Below are 15,774 nucleotides of genomic sequence, written 5' to 3'. Positions count from 1 at the left end.
CAACGGTACGACGGGCAGTAATCATCCTGCTTACCGTATGGCTCACCACACCTACCCAGGCACAGGTGTTCAGCGACGCATCAGCCACGTTTACCAATCCTGAATCAGATAGCCGCAGCGTTAACTTCATCGACCTGAACAACGACGGCTGGGACGACCTTTATATTTCCAACGGACTGCAAGGCGGCCAAAAAGACCTCCTCTACCTGAATGACGGCACTGGCACACTGGTGCAGGTCACAGACATGGCAATTGTGCAAGCATCATCACCGGCTGACGGCGCCAGTTTTGCAGATTATAACAACGATGGGCACCTCGACGCCATGGTCTCAAGCTGGTATGGCGTGGCCGACTTGCTGTACCTGAACGATGGCAACGGCGCCCTCAACTTCAAAGGCAGCGCCGGCATCGTAAGCGGCTCCTTTGCTGAAACAGCCGCATTTGGTGATTACGACAACGACGGCTGGCTCGACCTCTACATAACCAGTAGCGGTACCCAGGGCAATAACTTTCTGTACCGTAATCTCAAAAACGAAACCTTTTTGCGGGTCAACAACCATCCGTTGGTTAACGACAACGAACCCAGCCGCGGCGCTATCTGGGGTGATTTCAACAACGACGGCCTGACCGATCTTTTTGTGGCCAACGAAGGCAACAATCCCAATGACCTTTTTTGGGGTACAGGCAGCGGTGGATTTGAGAAGCTTACTGAAGGCCTGATTGTAACCGACAGCAGAGGCAGTATCACAGCATCATGGGGTGACATCGACAACGACGGTGATCTTGATCTGTTTGTGGGTAACTCCAATTTCTTCCGTCCCCTGTCCGACCAACTCTTCCGCAATATGGGGAACGGCACCTTTGAAGCCATAACAGACGATCCGGTTACCACAGCAAGCACTTGCAGCTTCGGTTCTGCATTTGCTGACTACGACAATGATGGCGACCTCGACCTGGCTGTCAGCAATGGATTTTGCAATGCCGGCCTGCCCAACGCGCTTTTCCAAAATCAGGGAGATGGAACGTTTGTCGACGTTTCCGCTGAATTCGAAACCAATGAGGCTGTTTGCTCATTTGGCGTAGCCTGGGGAGATGTCAACAACGACGGCGCGCCAGACCTTGCTTTTGCCAACTGCAAAAACAGCGCAACAAGCAATGAATTGCCCAACAGTTTACTCATCAATGAAGGCAATGCCAACGCATGGCTCAAGTTGAAGCTGACGGGCGTGTCCACCAACCGGGATGCCATCGGCGCGCGCATCCGGGCAAGAGCGGTGATTGATGGTGTACCTACGTGGCAATTGCGCGATATACAGGCGCAAACGGGTTACGCCGGTCAGAACAGCAGTACGGTACACTTCGGCCTGGGCGACGCCACAATGGTTGATACCCTCATTGTCTCATGGCCTGCCGGCAACCGCCAGATATTCACCGACGTCAGCCCCAATCAACTGGTAGAAGTGACAGAAGTCATTAATGTAGGCACCACAGGTGAATCGGTGCTCCCCCCGTCCGTTTCTTTCGACCTGTATCCCAACCCAGCAATTGACATGGCCGCGGCAAACCTACGCCTTGTCAATAACCTGGGCAACGGGGCAACGATGCAATTGCTGGTTTACAATGTAGCCGGGCAGCAGGTGCACCAACGGCCTATACATTTGCCAACGGGTACGTCTGTGACTCCGCTCTTCGATTCACCTCAGGATCTTGCCGCCGGCGTCTATCACGTGGTTTTGGCATCAGACCGCGGCCGAATCAGCCGGCAACTTGTACACCGATAACTTTTCACGCTGCATGGTAGCAAGAAAAGCAATGCGTGGGTACGGAGGCAGGGAAGGATTCGAGTGCGCCCGGACCTGCCTCCCGCTCACGTTTGTATCTTTCGCTGCGTCTATAACTCCGCAAGATCAGTAACTGGCAGTACTTCAGGCGGGCCTTCGCGCTTAAACTGCACAAACCCACCGGGATCAATGCAGTGTGCGTAGATGTGCTCGTCGGTTATAAATATGTATCGGCAAGTTTCACGGCGATTTATTGAATAAAGGTAATCGCCGTTATCATAATCGTATGCATCAATCATCCAACGCGTGCTGTCTTCCCCTTTCTCCGTGACAAAATAGTAGATGGTACCATTCCACTCATTGATCGGATAGCTGATATGGTTCGAAACACCGTCGTCAATGGACCAGGAATTGGGACCCGAAGGTGTGTATGCTGCCAAACCGGGAAAAGAACCTGGCTTGATGGCTTCCCGAAAATACTGCAGCGAACCGTCCATTTTATATCGTAGCAATACACCGCCAAATTGGGCTGCGTATACAAAACTGTCGGTCCCATCAGAAATCACGGACCCCATGAACCCCATGCCATGGCCTTTAAAAGACTCGCCATTCAGTTCAATTTTTTCGGATGAGAGAATCCCAAATGAAGCCTGTGCCTTGTCTTTAGATGTATAGGTGTGGAATAATTCGATATCGTCATTTATTCGCCGCACCACGTAGTTTCCGGAAGTACTGACGGCATGGTGTTCACCTGATTTAAATTTGATGTCACGGCCCAGATCGCCCGTCGTCGACATCTGCGTTATACGGGCCTTTTTGACCCCATAAAGCCACATTTCTTCATCAGAAATCATGCGAAGGCCGGCACCGTAGTTACTAGGCTCGTGTGCGTCTTTGGCAGACGTAATCACATCGGTAAGTTCCGCGCTGGCTACGTCGTATTTGTTGATCAGCAACGACTCGGTGTCCATCACATACAGCGTCTCTTCACGCGAATCGAGGCCGGCTGCGATTGGCATTTTCATCATACGCTCGGGAGGCGTACCTGACGAAGCTGAATCAGGAAATACGGTGTATTGACGTAGCACAACGGTAGTAGAATCTTCAAATGTGCGCTGCGAGATCCGTTGAGGCACGGGTGAAATCAGGGAGTCACCCTGCAGTACCTGGCCGCTAAACGGCTCCGGATAACTATCAGCTGGATGTGGTTCTTCCTGACATGCGGCAAACAAGGGCAGCACGCAAAGCAGCAGAAGCTGCGCGATGTGTCGTGTCATCAAAGTTGAATGGTTTGTGCTTGAATACAGGATGGTGTTATACGTCAGCTATCGGCGAAAGGATACAGGGCTGAATTGAGTGCCGATTTTCGATTTTCGATTTTCGATTTTCGATGGAAGATATCCCTTCGACATTCAAAATTCCTTGTTCGATATTCGATATTCAAACCTCCCTAAATCCCCCACTCCGCCTTCAAATGTGCCCGTACCGCGTCGCGGGTGTCTTCGCGTCTCATTGCGTAATCTATGAAGCATTTGGCATATTCTACGCGGTTGCCAATGTCGTAGCGGCGGGCTTGCCAGTGCAGCGCGTACATGGGTTCAGTGCGGGCGAGCATGTTCATGGCGTCCGTTAACTGGATTTCGCCGCCGACGCCTTCGGTTGTTTCGTCGATGCAGGCAAAGATTTCGGGCGAGAAAACGTATCGACCGGCGATGGCGAGGTTGCTAGGTGCTTCTTGCGGCGCCGGCTTTTCAACGAGATGTGAGAGTCTGTACACGTTTTCAAGCTTTTCATCTGCCGTGCCGGCGACCACGCCGTAGCGGCTTACCCACTCTTCGGGTACGCGGTGCACGGCAACCACGCTTGCCTGCTTCTTTTCATACACATCAACCAGCTGCTTCAATCCCGGCGGACTCCCTGCTTCGGGATTGATGATGGTATCACCCAACAGTACTGCAAACGGTTCATTGGCGATATGCCTGCGACCAATCCGAATGGCATCACCAAGGCCACGCTGTACTTTTTGTCGGATGTAGAAAATCCGCGCTTTATCTGCTATGTCGTGCACCGTATTGATCAGGTGATCTTTGCCAGCTTCGCGCAGAAAGCCCTCCAGCTCCGGGGCATAATCGAGATGATTTTCGATTGCGCGTTTGCCACGACCTGTGATAATCAAGATATCTTCAATGCCACTTTCAATGGCTTCTTCGATCACGTACTGCAGTACAGGCTTATCGATGATGGGCAACATCTCTTTGGGCATCGACTTGGTCGCCGGCAAAAACCGGGTCCCCATACCCGCAGCCGGGATGATCGCTTTGGTCACACGTTTCATATGCTCGCTACTAACTCTGGTTAGCCCGCTGATTCGGGCAATATGTTGGGAATCAACAACTGTGCCCCCAACGATTCATACGCTTGTTTGATTTTCTTCAGCCGTTCCGGATCGCCGTCGTACATGCCCACAACCGCACCACCCGAGCCTGCAAACTTAACATTGGCATCAAACTTCCGCCCTGCTTTCACCAGGCGCATGTTGCCATCACTGATTTTGCTCAATGAGGCCCGCAAGTCAAAGTTTGCATCCATAAGGGGTCCAATGTCCAGTCCCTTACCGGCTTCGATCAGATCGTAAGCTTCCTGTGCAAAGGAGGCAAAGGTTTTGATGCCGTCCACTACTTCTTTTTCGCCGCGGTCGAACCGGCTTCGCAGATTATTGTGGTAGATTTCTGTGCCTTCAGAAAGGTTGTCATGGAAGGCAACAAACAGGGGTGGCAACTTCCGCGTGTCTACCTCCAGGTAGGTGCCATATCCTCGTGTATCCAGCAACGCCTTGTCAAAGTCCATGAACACAGTCCCTTCGTAAACCTGTACAACCCGGTCTTGCAGTCCTGCGCCGATACCCAGTTCTTTCACCTCTACGCTCAGGATAAGATTGGGCAGCTGGGGCTTCACAATCTCCACTCCGTAAAACGCCATCAGGGCGCGCATCGTAGCAGTGATAATGGCACTCGAGCCGGCAAGCCCTACCCGAACCGGCACATTGGTTTTGTATTCCAACGTGAAATTGCGGTCGTCGAGTCCGATGCCGGCGCGGTCACAATAATCACTAAAGGCTTTAATCGCCGCTTTTACCAGCCGTATGCCGCCATAATAGCCATTCAGACTTACATCGTCGACCAGGGCGCGCCGGCTTGTATAAACCAGGTGATCACGATGCCCTGGTACAATGGACACATGCGGCGACTCGTAGCACATGACCTCTGCTGCAAAATTCCGAACGATAAACGAAATCGTTTTGCCAAAATATCCATCTGAAGGATTGCCAATGAGGCCGGCCCGGCCGTGCGCTTTTGTGCGTATAATCATGACGCTTCAATCAATAATTCCATCTACAATAAAATTTGCGCCGGCCCACCCCTGGCGTACCATGCTGTTGGTGCTTTACCACGCGTGATGCAGAATACAACTTTGTCTCTTTTATTTTCAGTGGCAGCCGAATTTCTCGCACGAAATTACAGATTGATAGGAAAGAACGCTATTATAGGGCTTCCATCTTCTTTTATGTATACGGATATGAATCGCTTACTGCTTCCCCTTTGCCTTCTTATTTTACTGGCTGGCTGTCAACTTGCACCACCAGCATCACATATTGTCATGCCGCCGCTGTTTTCAGATCACATGGTGCTCCAGCGATCTGCCAATATTAATGTATGGGGTAAAGCTACACCCAACAGCAAAATTACGGTACGATTCAACAACCAGAAATCAGAAATTACGTCTTCAGCAGACAGCACATGGCGCGTAGTCCTGGCACCTGAAGAAGCCGGCGGGCCATTTGAACTCACCGTTGAGGGAGAAACGACCCTCACGTTTAACGATGTGCTCGTTGGAGAAGTGTGGCTGGCATCTGGACAATCCAATATGCAATGGCCACTGGAAGCCACGAACAATGGAGAAACAGCCATTGCCACTGCACAAGACGATCAAATTCGCCTGTTTACTGTCCGCAATGTCGTTTCAGCTACGCCATCACAAACGATCCCTGCTGATGGCTGGAAAGTGAACAGCCCCTCAACCGTGAGCAATTTTTCTGCTGTTGCATACTACTTTGCCCAAACCCTTCGCGACTCATTAAACGTTCCGGTAGGACTCATCAACAGCTCTTGGGGTGGCACCCGCGCAGAGGCGTGGACCTCCAGCGAAACCCTGCTCGAACATCCTGATTACGCAGAGCTAGTCCAGGAAATCGTAGACGATCCCGCTGCATATGATGCTACGGCCACCGCCGCTGAATGGCGCCAGGCCGTACACGATAACGACGCCGGTTACACAGATGGCAATCCTGCCTGGGCTGCACTTGAACTTGACGGCAGTGACTGGGAAGTTATGCCTTTGCCGCAGCTTTGGGAAGGCGTTTTAAACGGACTGGACGGTATCATCTGGTTCAGAAAAACGATCAACCTGCCGGCTGATTGGGATGGTAAAGCCGCAACTGTTTCGCTTGCAAAGATTGATGATGAAGACCAAACCTGGGTAAATGGGACACTGGTTGGCGAAACGGCGGTATACAATGCGCCAAGGACCTATGCCATACCCCCTAATGTGCTCAAAGCAGGAGAAAACGTGATTGTGGTTCGCGCACTGGATACAGGCGGCGGTGGTGGGATTTGGGGTGAGGCTGAAACCATGCATATCAGCCTCGGCAATTCACAGCAATCCCGTACCCTTGCCGGAGACTGGCAATATAAACTTGGCCTGGACTTCAGAGACGCAGCGCTGCCTCGCCGCCCGACTGGCCAACAGCACACGCCTACCGTACTCTACAATGCCATGATTCACCCGCTCGTCCCCTATTCTCTGGAAGGTGTGATCTGGTACCAGGGAGAAAGCAATGCAAGCCGGGCGCATCAATATCAAACCCTCTTTCCTGCCATGATTCAGGATTGGCGCACCAAATGGGACAGTCCGCTTGGCTTCCATTTTGTGCAACTGGCCAACTTCATGAATCAACAGGTCAACCCGGTTGAACAGCAATCCTGGCCTGAACTGCGGGAGGCACAAACCATGGCGCTTTCCCTACCCAACACAGGCATGGCAGTCACCATCGACATCGGCGAAGCAGACGACATTCATCCTCGGAACAAGAAAGACGTAGGTTTCCGCTTAGCGCTTTCTGCACTCCATGCGACGTATGGCCATGACAATATCCCGGCCGGCCCGCTGTACCAGTCCCACGAAATAGCAGACGACTCTGTTCGACTTACCTTTGCCTATGCAGAAAAGGGCCTCATGACACCCGATAACGCTGTACTCCAGGGATTTGCCATCGCCGGCGAAGACCAGGAATGGCACAGGGGTACGGCCACGATCGTCGGCAACAACGTGGTTGTTCGCAGTAGCCGCGTATCAGCTCCGGTTGCAGTGCGCTATGGCTGGGCTGACAATCCTGTAGTAAATCTCTACAATACAGCAGGACTACCAGCATCCCCGTTCCGCACGGATGATTGGGAAGGCGTTACATTCGGAAACACAACACCGTAAGTGCCCCTCTCAAACGTGCAAGACATATCCCAACTCACAACCCCTGACGGCACAAAACTGCACGTCAAAACCTGGGCGCCGGCAGGCGAACCGACTGCCATCATTGTGCTTGTGCATGGGCTGGCTGAACACGTGGCGCGCTATGAACACGTAGCGAACCAGCTGAATGCACAAGGTTACCTTGTTGTTGGGTGTGATCTACGGGGGCATGGAAAATCGGAGGGCAAACGTATTTACGTGCATCGTTTTGATGCGTATGTGGAAGACCTCAACACCGTCCTAAACTGGGTGTCAGCAACACATGCTGCACTACCACGCTTCCTGCTTGCCCACAGCATGGGCACAACGGTTGCCTTGCATTACCTGGTCTCAAGTGTGACAACAAGATCGCCGGCGCTTAAAGGCGTAGTGTTAAGTGCCACCGCGCTGTTGCCCGGCGATGACATCTCGCCTCTCCTTATCTCAATCTCTGGCGTGGTGAGTGCGCTCGCGCCAAAGCTGCCGACTGTAACCCTCAATAGCAGCACCATCTCAAGAGACCCCGAGGTTGTAGCGGACTACCATGCTGATCCGTTGGTCTACAACGGCAAAATTCCGGCCCGCACGGCCGGTGAACTCAACCGCGTGTTCAAGTATTTGCAACGGGAAGTCCACAACATTAAAATCCCTCTGCTGATCATGCATGGTGATGCAGACCAACTGACCAATCCCCAGGGCAGCGCACTGCTTTACAACACCGCAGCATCTTCAGACAAGACCCTCAAATGGTGGCCCGGACTGTACCATGAAATTTTCAACGAACCGGAGCAACAGAACGTCATCAATTACATGCAGCAGTGGATCGCGCAACACCTCTAAAGCAACGCATCCCTTCAACGCTGTAACTAAATCTCCCCGCCATTCGGTATCTAAGGGCCTTCCATGCTGTCTTTCTGCTTTATTTATGCGTTACTTCCTCCTACTTAGCCTCTGCCTCGTTCTCTCTACATCTGCAAACGCACAAAATTGGTCTGATTCCCTATCACAGGCGATGAATCAATTAGCGGAAGAGACCTCTTTCGTCGGCGGTGCGCTCGCTATTGTTGATGCTGAGGGGATTCATTACGCAGAAGGATTTGGGTATGCAGACCAGGCAGCCGCTCGCAAGTACACAGCAACAACGGTTCAGCCCATTGCCTCAGTATCCAAAACGCTTGCCGGTGTCGCATTGATGCAAGCACAGCAAATGGGATTGCTCGACCTGGATGACCCCATCAACAACCATTTGCCGTTTGAAATTGTCAATCCGCATGTGCCCGGCTCACCAATCACCATACGGCACCTCGCTTCTCACACGTCGGGTATTTCGGATGTCAAAGGCAATGAAAGTTCGTATATCTTTTCGACAATCGACGAAGACTTTCACAAGCAGTTTTCGCTTGGCATCAGAAGATTTGTGATCAGGCGAACCATGGGCAGGCTTGCAAAAAATGTTGATAAATCAATGGCTGAATTCATCAGCGATTTCTATGTCACAACCGGAGCAAATTACAGCAAGAAGAACTTTACCAAGCACGCTGCCGGCGGAGCTTTCCACTACAGCAACAACAACACCGCCATCGCTGCCCTCATCCTTGAACAGGCCGCAGGTGTTGATTACAGCACCTTTGTAGCTACCCACATCCTGCATCCGCTGGGCCTGCAAAACGCTAGCTGGTCCACAAGCGACTTCAATACGCAGGAAAAATCACTGCTGTACTTTGGTGGATTCCGGCTCCCAGAATACAAATTGATCACGTATCCCGACGGTGGATTCAATACCACGCTACTCGATTTCAGCACCTATTTCATCAGCATGATTCAGGGTTACCAGGGCACACCGAGCATTCTGTCAGCTGAGAGCTTTCGCGAAATGTTTGCCCGCCAGATAAACGACGATTTTGGAGCAGGTATTTTCTGGGAGCTTTACGACGAAGAAGTGGGCCACGCCGGCGGCGATCCTGGCGTGCGTGTCTACGCACATTTCTCCAGAAGCTCCGGCAAGGGACACATTGTTTTCCTCAACACCAGCGAAACCCGGAAATTTGACAAAGATATGGACAGGCTCTGGCAGACGCTGGATAAATACTCGGCGTTGATTAGGCCGGAGTGAGGAGTGATTTTAATGCCGATTGCCGATTGATGTGTTTTCTTTTTGCGCAGGAGCAGCTTTACAAAAAATGAACATGCAAAACTGAAGAACGAAAATACGGATACACGAAGCAACACAGATCCTTTAGTTACGCCCTAATCATCGGCCTGGCCGATTGCAGAACCGGGGATTACATTGAGCGAGTACCATGCTTCGTTGCTCCACAGTCCGTCACCTGATGCGCTTTCGTAAGCGGGTGCGAGGTTGATATAGTAGATAGCGCCGGCTTTCATGTTGTCTATGGATAACCGGACGCGTTTGCCATCGTCTGAAATTTGAACAGCCTGTACAGGTACGGCATCAACCAGACTTCTGTCGGGCCGGCGGCGTTTTGCTGATTCGTGGTTCGACCAGGTGTATACTCGATAGTGCTCCACGTCTTCAGCTGCGGTTTCACTGACCTCAGCCGAAAAAGCGAGTTCAAATCCATCGGGCATCGCATGCATGGCGACCATCTCAAATGCCTCTTCACCGCTAAACGTAATCCGCTGCAGCACTTCTTCCTGTGGCTTGAGGGTCAGCCAGGGTTCAGCAAAAGTGAGTCCGCCAGCTAGCAACGCGCCTTCATCATCAACGACGAGCCGGTTTACGGGAAACGGCAGGCCGCCGGTGTAGCGAAAGACGGCGCCTTGAAGTTGGTCTTCAACGGTCTCAACATATACGCGGTTTAGCCTGCCTGCCTGGAGGTCGCCGTAAACCCATTGGCCGGCGTACGGGCCCGCCTTCATGCGTACAGGTTGCGTTGGCGCTTTGCTTTCTGAACCAGATGGCAACCAGATAGATGACATAGCCAAAGGTGCGGCCTTATTGGCAGCAGCCGGCAAAAACGAACGGCCCTGGCCTCCTGAAACCAGCATCAGGCGGGAATCAGAAAACCATGGATTGCGGTGATCCATTACAGCAAGCGTGCCTTCATCGTCGAGCCAAACACCATTGTTAACCTGAAAGCCGTCGGATATTTGCACAACAGAGCCGTCAAATCCGAGTCTCACCAGGTTGCCCCTGTCCGGTAAATCTTCTATGAGAATGGCACCCTCGCCATCCACGGGTGCAGCAAGGCCGGCGTAAAAGCTGCCCTGATGGTATGACAACCCAAAGGCATACTCATCAAAATCGTTGGTCAGTGGCCAGTCATTTGCCACTACACGGTATTCATCAATTTCCTCATCGCCATCCAGGTCAATCAGTTGCGTCAACTCGTGGCGCTGCAGCAAAAACACTTCGTCATCTACCGCCTTGATGCCAAACGGATAAGCAAGCCCCTTGGCAATGACGCGGGCCTGTAACTGCTTGTCTTGCTCTGGATTGTCATCAACCAGCCATACATTGCCGTGTGTGCCATCCCAGGTTGCCAGCACGAGCCGGCCATCCGACAGCACATCGATGCCCCCAATAGCGCCATTAAGCGCCGGGTTTTTCAAGGCAGACACAGTTAATCCCGGATGCACTGCATCAACCGCTATTCGCTCCAGATCGATCAATGCATCTGGAAATTGACGCAATACGTGCTTCTTTCCTACCGACACGCGCCGCTGCTCTTCTTTTCGGGTGGATAAAGTCGGCGCCTCCAACACGTCGAACGTGCCACTCCACGGGGGCCGCCACTTGATGGTTAATCGCTTTTGCCCGGTCGATTGGAAATGTTCTACCGATAAAGGATACAGGCCCGGCTTCAGGTAAATATCAATATCTGCTGAAGGCTCCGCAGCCTGGAGTCCGTTGTGTTCATACAATAGCGAGTCTCCAATGGAAAAGCGTACGCCGTCATCAGCCAATACCTGAAAACTGTAGATCCCTTCGGACACAACATTAAGGTTGCCGTTGATATGGCTGATGAAGTAGAAATCCAGATCACCAAAGTGCTGTTTGGAGGTCAAATCAAGGGCAGGTTGAATGCTGTTGGCGGTGGGCAGTTGTCCGGGTGCCAGTTGCATCAGGCTGTCAATCGATTCACCGATGCCGTAGACTTTTACAGACACGCCAGGGACTTGCCCCTGCCGGCGAATCATGCGATTTGATGCACTTGCTTCGTCGCCGAGATCCAGCGACTGGTACACCCGCGTATTTTTGAAGAGCTCCAGTGGATCCAGGGCGGTCTCGTCTTCGAGGTTTTTTAGCAGGTTCGGAGCAAAATAGGTGGTAAAATCGGTCACGCTGCCCGTGTTCAATAACAGCCGGCCTGCAATATCAAAGGTCTTGCCCCACACGAAGGTATGCGTCTTTTCTCCGGATCGCTGGAATACGCCATTGGTTTGGAGGTCGGTGCGTGACTTGAGTGTCTGCGCGTTCACATCAAGCGCAACCTGAACATTGGGTGGCGCCTGTGCAACAAAGAAAGAACGGGTTAAGCCGGGCCGCTGGGCTGCATCATGAATAACCTCAGGCGTCTCTTCAATATCGATACGCTGCCCTTGCGCAGAAACCAGTTGGTAGGTAATAGTGAGTCGATCACCGGCAATCCGATAACCACGATAGATCACTTCAGGCGTTGTTTCTCGTCCGTTTCGGATAAGCCGCCAGGGGTTTTCGTCAGCACCGGCCTGATACAGGAGACCATTGATGGCTGCCGGCCAGGCAGAAAAGCGATCAGGGTTTAGTGATGCGGGTTGCAATCCGCCACGCCACGCTTTGTATACAGTGCCGCGTGCGGTATCAAACGCCAGCCAGAGGTCGTGGTGCAGCGCAACAAACAGGGTGCGTGGTCGGTCGTCGAGTGCACCGGCAAATACCCATGGATCGCGGGGCCGTGTGCCCTGGGTGCCATCAACAGGTTCAGGTACAGACATCGTACTGCCTGTAAGGCACACCAGTAAAACAAGCCAGAGGAAACGAACCGAGTACGCCGTCATTTGCCGCTTAACGACTGTGAGAAGCCTATTAAATCTACCAAAAAATGAATAATAGCAGACCGCAACGCATATTGCGCCTGCATAATTCCCCGGTACAGCCGATCAGATAATCCTTGGTCGAGGTGTTACATGTAAAAGAGAAATTCGCTTTATGCCGAAATCACGTTGTTTTAGAAACGGCAACAGCCTCTTTTGTTTTTGAACGGCGCAGGAGCCAGGTTAGCAAACCCATCCAGCTAGAGATTACAATCAGCCCCATCATTTCCCGCCAAGCTTCGATACCAATTAATGGCGGCTCGTATGTGATGATGGTTGAGAGATAAATTGCCCATCCAAAGCCGGCCACGCAGAAGATCAATGGAAAAGCCAGGGGCAATCTATTAATTAGAAATAATACACTGGCCAGGGAAGCTAATCCATAGACGAGAATCCACATAAAAGGATCCGGATCATTGTACTGAAATGCTGCCCAGGCAATAAATAATAACGCCATGGCGCCGCTGACCCATTTCATAAAAACTATTGGTTAAGGGCAAACAAATAAATCCGGGTAGATTGATTTGTTTGCGGTTGAAAGTTGCAGGTTTAAGGTTGAAAATTTTTATTACGAACCCCTAAACACAACCCTCAACAATGGTTGGTTTGTACGATAAAATGCTGTACCGGGGCCCTGGCCGCCAGGATTGTGTGTTCCGTTAACAACCCGTCTAAACCTGTTGGGACCCCGGCTGGCATTATTAAAACTACTGGTTTGATTTATCAAATGCCGCATCAAACGCGCCGTGTGCCGGCGTAAAGTCTACGGCTTTAATATACGCACAAGCCTCTTCTGCTCCTTCTTCACGATCCATACCTGAATCTTCCCACTCAATGGAAAGCGGGCCGTCGTAACCAATCCTATTCAGTTCGCGGATGATTTCTTCAAAATCAATGTTACCCCGACCGATGGAACGGAAGTCCCAGAAGCGATCGCGGTGCCCAAAATCAATATGTCCCCCAAACACGCCGGCGCGCTTGGGCTGGTCAGACCACCACACGTCTTTCATGTGTGCGTGGTAAATGCGGTCGCCAAATTCTTCGATAAAGCCAACGTAGTCAACCCCCTGATAGCCAAAGTGGCTCGGGTCGTAATTGAAGCCAAACGCTTTCCGGTGTTTCAGTGCTTCAAGTGCACGGTGCGACGAAGAAATGTCAAACGCAATTTCAGTTGGATGAACTTCCAAGCCAAACCGCACACCTACTTCGTCGAACACATCAAGGATCGGATTGAAGCGGTCTGCGAAGTCCTGGTAGCCGGCATCAATCATCTCGGGTGATACAGGCGGGAATGAGTAAAGCAAATGCCAGATGCTGCTGCCCGTGAAGCCGTTTACAACCGGCACACCCAGTTTAGCAGCAGCACGCGCGGTATCCATCATTTCTTTGGCTGCACGCTGGCGCACACCTTCCGGATCCCCATCGCCCCAAACATAAGGCGGCAAAATTGCCTGGTGCCGGCTGTCGATGTTGTCACAAATAGCCTGGCCTACCAGGTGGCTGCTAATTGCATACACTTCAAGGCCGTGTTTGGCGAGCAAGTCGCGCCGGCCCTGACAGTAGCTGTCGTCGCTCAGGGCTTTCTGCACATCAAAATGATCACCCCAACAGGCCAGTTCGAGGCCATCGAAGTCCATTTTGCTGGCTTTTTCAGCGAGTGTTTCGAGGGGCAGATCAGCCCACTGGCCGGTAAACAAGGTAACAGGTCTTGCCATGTCAATTACTCAAATTTCGATTCAAAAAGGTGGAGTACGCTGTATGTGGATTGTCTACTATGCTGGCGGCGTATAGCTGGCGTCAACCCAGCTCGCCGCCTTACCACTTTTCACAGCCGTATGAATAAAGTGCACGCCAACAGCGCCATCTTGTACGGTTGGATAGTCGGTGTCAAATTCACCGGGCGCTTCGCCGGCAATTTGGGCCGCCATGGTGCGCGCTGCATTCAGGTAAATGTTGGCAAACGCTTCGATAAACGCCTCAGGATGCCCAGATGGCAGCCGGGTGTTGTGCTGCGCAACCGGAGAAAGGTAGCCGTTGCCGCGCTTAAACACTTGCTCCGGCCCATCTTGCGTCCTTACATGCAGATAGTTGGGATGCTCTTGCCGCCATTCCATTGAGGCCTCCGTACCGTAGACCCGGATGCGGAGGTTGTTCTCCTCCCCCACAGAAACCTGTGAACAATACAATACACCTTTAGCGCCGCCTTTGAAATGGACAAGCATGTTTGCATCGTCTTCGAGTTTGCGGCCCGGGACAAAGGTGGTGAGGTCTGCAAAGAGTTTATCCATTTCCAGACCGGTTACATAGCGGGCCAGGTTTTCTGCGTGCGAGCCAATGTCGCCAATGGCTGATGAAACACCGGCTTTCTTCGGGTCGGTCCGCCAAACCGCCTGTTTTGCACCTGATTCTTCGAGGAGGGTTGCAAGCCAGCCCTGTGGATACTCAACCACAACCTTGCGTACAGTGCCCAGCTTGCCATCTCGAATCATCTGCCGCGCCTCTTTCACCATCGGGTAGCCTGTGTAGTTGTGCGTCAGGGCAAAAACAGCGTCGTGCTTTTTCACGAGACGGCACAGGTCTTCTGACTCTTCCAGCGTCATCGTCATCGGTTTATCACAGACAACGTGAAAGCCAGCTTCGAGAAAGGTTTTTGCGATGTCGTAGTGCGTGAAGTTGGGCGTTACAATCGAGACAAAATCAATACGCTCCCCTTCTGGCAGCTTGCTTTCTCCTTCTGCCATTTCTTTGTATGAACCGTAGACGCGGGAGGGATCGAGGTGTAGCTCTTCACCCTGCTGTTTGGATTTCTCGGCCGTAGACGAAAATGCGCCGGCGACCAGTTCTATTTCGCCATCGAGGGCTGCGGCTTTGCGGTGTACTGCGCCAATAAAAGCGCCAGGACCACCACCAACCATTCCATATCTAATTTTCCTGTTGAGAGGCATACTGCGTATTGCTTGCTTGTTCACGTTGGTTCGGACTCGTCTGCATGTTACTGCATTTCGGGGATTTAGACAAGATCGAAATCAGGATTTGCCGGACATAAATGCGGGATGGGTATAGTGCCATCCCTGTACACACCCCGATCCGGATTTTTCCAATCCGAATCGAACCTCTCAAGAGGGTAATGCTCGGGAGCAGCCTATCTGCTTAACAAGTGATCTTTAACCCTTGCCCAATTAGGTAGCCCTGCACATCAGTTTATCCGACAATCAACAAATTCCCCTCTCGAGAAGGGACCGTTCGGCCAAGCCGAACAGGGGTGTGTCCGCACCCGATCGCACACAAAAAAGGCCCGGCGCAAATACATGCGCCGGGCCCTCCTCGCGTTTATAACTGCATCAAACTTACTTGAGCAGCGTCATCCGTTTTGTAGCCGTGAATTCACCTGCCT

Annotated in this window: 11 protein-coding genes; 4 read left to right on the top strand and 7 right to left on the bottom strand. The window is 52.1% G+C overall.

Annotation, left to right across the window (positions count from 1 at the left end):
* The coding region (locus AAF564_19600) for an FG-GAP-like repeat-containing protein (GenBank protein ID MEM8487766.1) at positions 1 to 1,781 on the top strand (1,781 nt) is incomplete at its 5' end.
* Positions 1,782 to 1,891: 110 nt separating this feature from the next.
* Here the strand turns inward: AAF564_19600 and AAF564_19595 are convergent.
* The 3 genes from AAF564_19595 to AAF564_19585 form a co-directional block, all read right to left on the bottom strand.
* The gene (locus tag AAF564_19595) at positions 1,892 to 3,058 is read right to left on the bottom strand and encodes a hypothetical protein (GenBank protein MEM8487765.1); all 1,167 of its coding nucleotides are present in this window, start codon (positions 3,056 to 3,058) and stop codon (positions 1,892 to 1,894) included.
* Between the two features lie 173 nt (positions 3,059 to 3,231).
* Positions 3,232 to 4,116 (bottom strand): UTP--glucose-1-phosphate uridylyltransferase GalU, encoded by an 885-nt coding sequence (gene galU / locus AAF564_19590; protein MEM8487764.1) that lies wholly within the window; start codon positions 4,114 to 4,116, stop codon positions 3,232 to 3,234.
* A 20-nt stretch (positions 4,117 to 4,136) separates the two neighbouring features.
* Positions 4,137 to 5,150 (bottom strand): GHMP kinase, encoded by a 1,014-nt coding sequence (locus AAF564_19585; GenBank protein ID MEM8487763.1) that lies wholly within the window; start codon positions 5,148 to 5,150, stop codon positions 4,137 to 4,139.
* A 288-nt stretch (positions 5,151 to 5,438) separates the two neighbouring features.
* Here AAF564_19585 and AAF564_19580 point away from each other — a divergent pair, with 288 nt between their 5' ends.
* The 3 genes from AAF564_19580 to AAF564_19570 all read left to right on the top strand — a co-directional run bounded on the left by AAF564_19580 (position 5,439) and on the right by AAF564_19570 (position 9,456).
* Positions 5,439 to 7,325, top strand: coding sequence for a sialate O-acetylesterase (locus AAF564_19580; protein ID MEM8487762.1), 1,887 nt, complete (start codon positions 5,439 to 5,441; stop codon positions 7,323 to 7,325).
* Positions 7,326 to 7,340: 15 nt separating this feature from the next.
* Positions 7,341 to 8,183, top strand: coding sequence for a lysophospholipase (locus AAF564_19575; GenBank protein MEM8487761.1), 843 nt, complete (start codon positions 7,341 to 7,343; stop codon positions 8,181 to 8,183).
* A gap of 172 nt (positions 8,184 to 8,355) precedes the next feature.
* On the top strand, positions 8,356 to 9,456 hold the full coding sequence (locus AAF564_19570; protein ID MEM8487760.1) for a serine hydrolase domain-containing protein: 1,101 nt from the start codon (positions 8,356 to 8,358) through the stop codon (positions 9,454 to 9,456).
* A gap of 134 nt (positions 9,457 to 9,590) precedes the next feature.
* Here AAF564_19570 and AAF564_19565 read toward each other — a convergent pair whose 3' ends face one another.
* The 4 genes from AAF564_19565 to AAF564_19550 form a co-directional block, all read right to left on the bottom strand.
* A complete protein-coding gene (locus tag AAF564_19565; GenBank protein ID MEM8487759.1) occupies positions 9,591 to 12,281 on the bottom strand; it encodes a PA14 domain-containing protein in 2,691 nt (896 codons plus the stop codon).
* Positions 12,282 to 12,504: 223 nt separating this feature from the next.
* Positions 12,505 to 12,858, bottom strand: coding sequence for a transmembrane 220 family protein (locus tag AAF564_19560; protein ID MEM8487758.1), 354 nt, complete (start codon positions 12,856 to 12,858; stop codon positions 12,505 to 12,507).
* A 229-nt stretch (positions 12,859 to 13,087) separates the two neighbouring features.
* The gene (locus AAF564_19555) at positions 13,088 to 14,095 is read right to left on the bottom strand and encodes a sugar phosphate isomerase/epimerase (GenBank protein ID MEM8487757.1); all 1,008 of its coding nucleotides are present in this window, start codon (positions 14,093 to 14,095) and stop codon (positions 13,088 to 13,090) included.
* Between the two features lie 57 nt (positions 14,096 to 14,152).
* A complete protein-coding gene (locus AAF564_19550) occupies positions 14,153 to 15,325 on the bottom strand; it encodes a Gfo/Idh/MocA family oxidoreductase (GenBank protein ID MEM8487756.1) in 1,173 nt (390 codons plus the stop codon).
* Positions 15,326 to 15,774: the final 449 nt, after the last annotated feature.

The organism is Bacteroidota bacterium (genome assembly GCA_039111535.1).
Classification (GTDB): Bacteria; Bacteroidota; Rhodothermia; order Rhodothermales; family JAHQVL01; genus JBCCIM01.
The sequence above is the reverse complement of the archived record's forward strand: the minus strand, read 5'-3'. Positions and strand labels throughout refer to the sequence as shown.

Excerpts from the sequence above, each read along its gene's own strand:
- galU (MEM8487764.1), bottom strand. The coding sequence starts at position 4,116 with ATGAAACGTGTGACCAAAGCGATCATCCCGGCTGCGGGTATGGGGACC.
- AAF564_19565 (MEM8487759.1), bottom strand. The coding sequence starts at position 12,281 with ATGTCTGTACCTGAACCTGTTGATGGCACCCAGGGCACACGGCCCCGC.
- AAF564_19555 (MEM8487757.1), bottom strand. The coding sequence starts at position 14,095 with ATGGCAAGACCTGTTACCTTGTTTACCGGCCAGTGGGCTGATCTGCCC.
- AAF564_19560 (MEM8487758.1), bottom strand. The coding sequence starts at position 12,858 with ATGAAATGGGTCAGCGGCGCCATGGCGTTATTATTTATTGCCTGGGCA.
- AAF564_19550 (MEM8487756.1), bottom strand. The coding sequence starts at position 15,325 with ATGCCTCTCAACAGGAAAATTAGATATGGAATGGTTGGTGGTGGTCCT.
- AAF564_19570 (MEM8487760.1), top strand. The coding sequence starts at position 8,356 with ATGAATCAATTAGCGGAAGAGACCTCTTTCGTCGGCGGTGCGCTCGCT.
- AAF564_19595 (MEM8487765.1), bottom strand. The coding sequence starts at position 3,058 with ATGACACGACACATCGCGCAGCTTCTGCTGCTTTGCGTGCTGCCCTTG.
- AAF564_19580 (MEM8487762.1), top strand. The coding sequence starts at position 5,439 with ATGCCGCCGCTGTTTTCAGATCACATGGTGCTCCAGCGATCTGCCAAT.
- AAF564_19585 (MEM8487763.1), bottom strand. The coding sequence starts at position 5,150 with ATGATTATACGCACAAAAGCGCACGGCCGGGCCGGCCTCATTGGCAAT.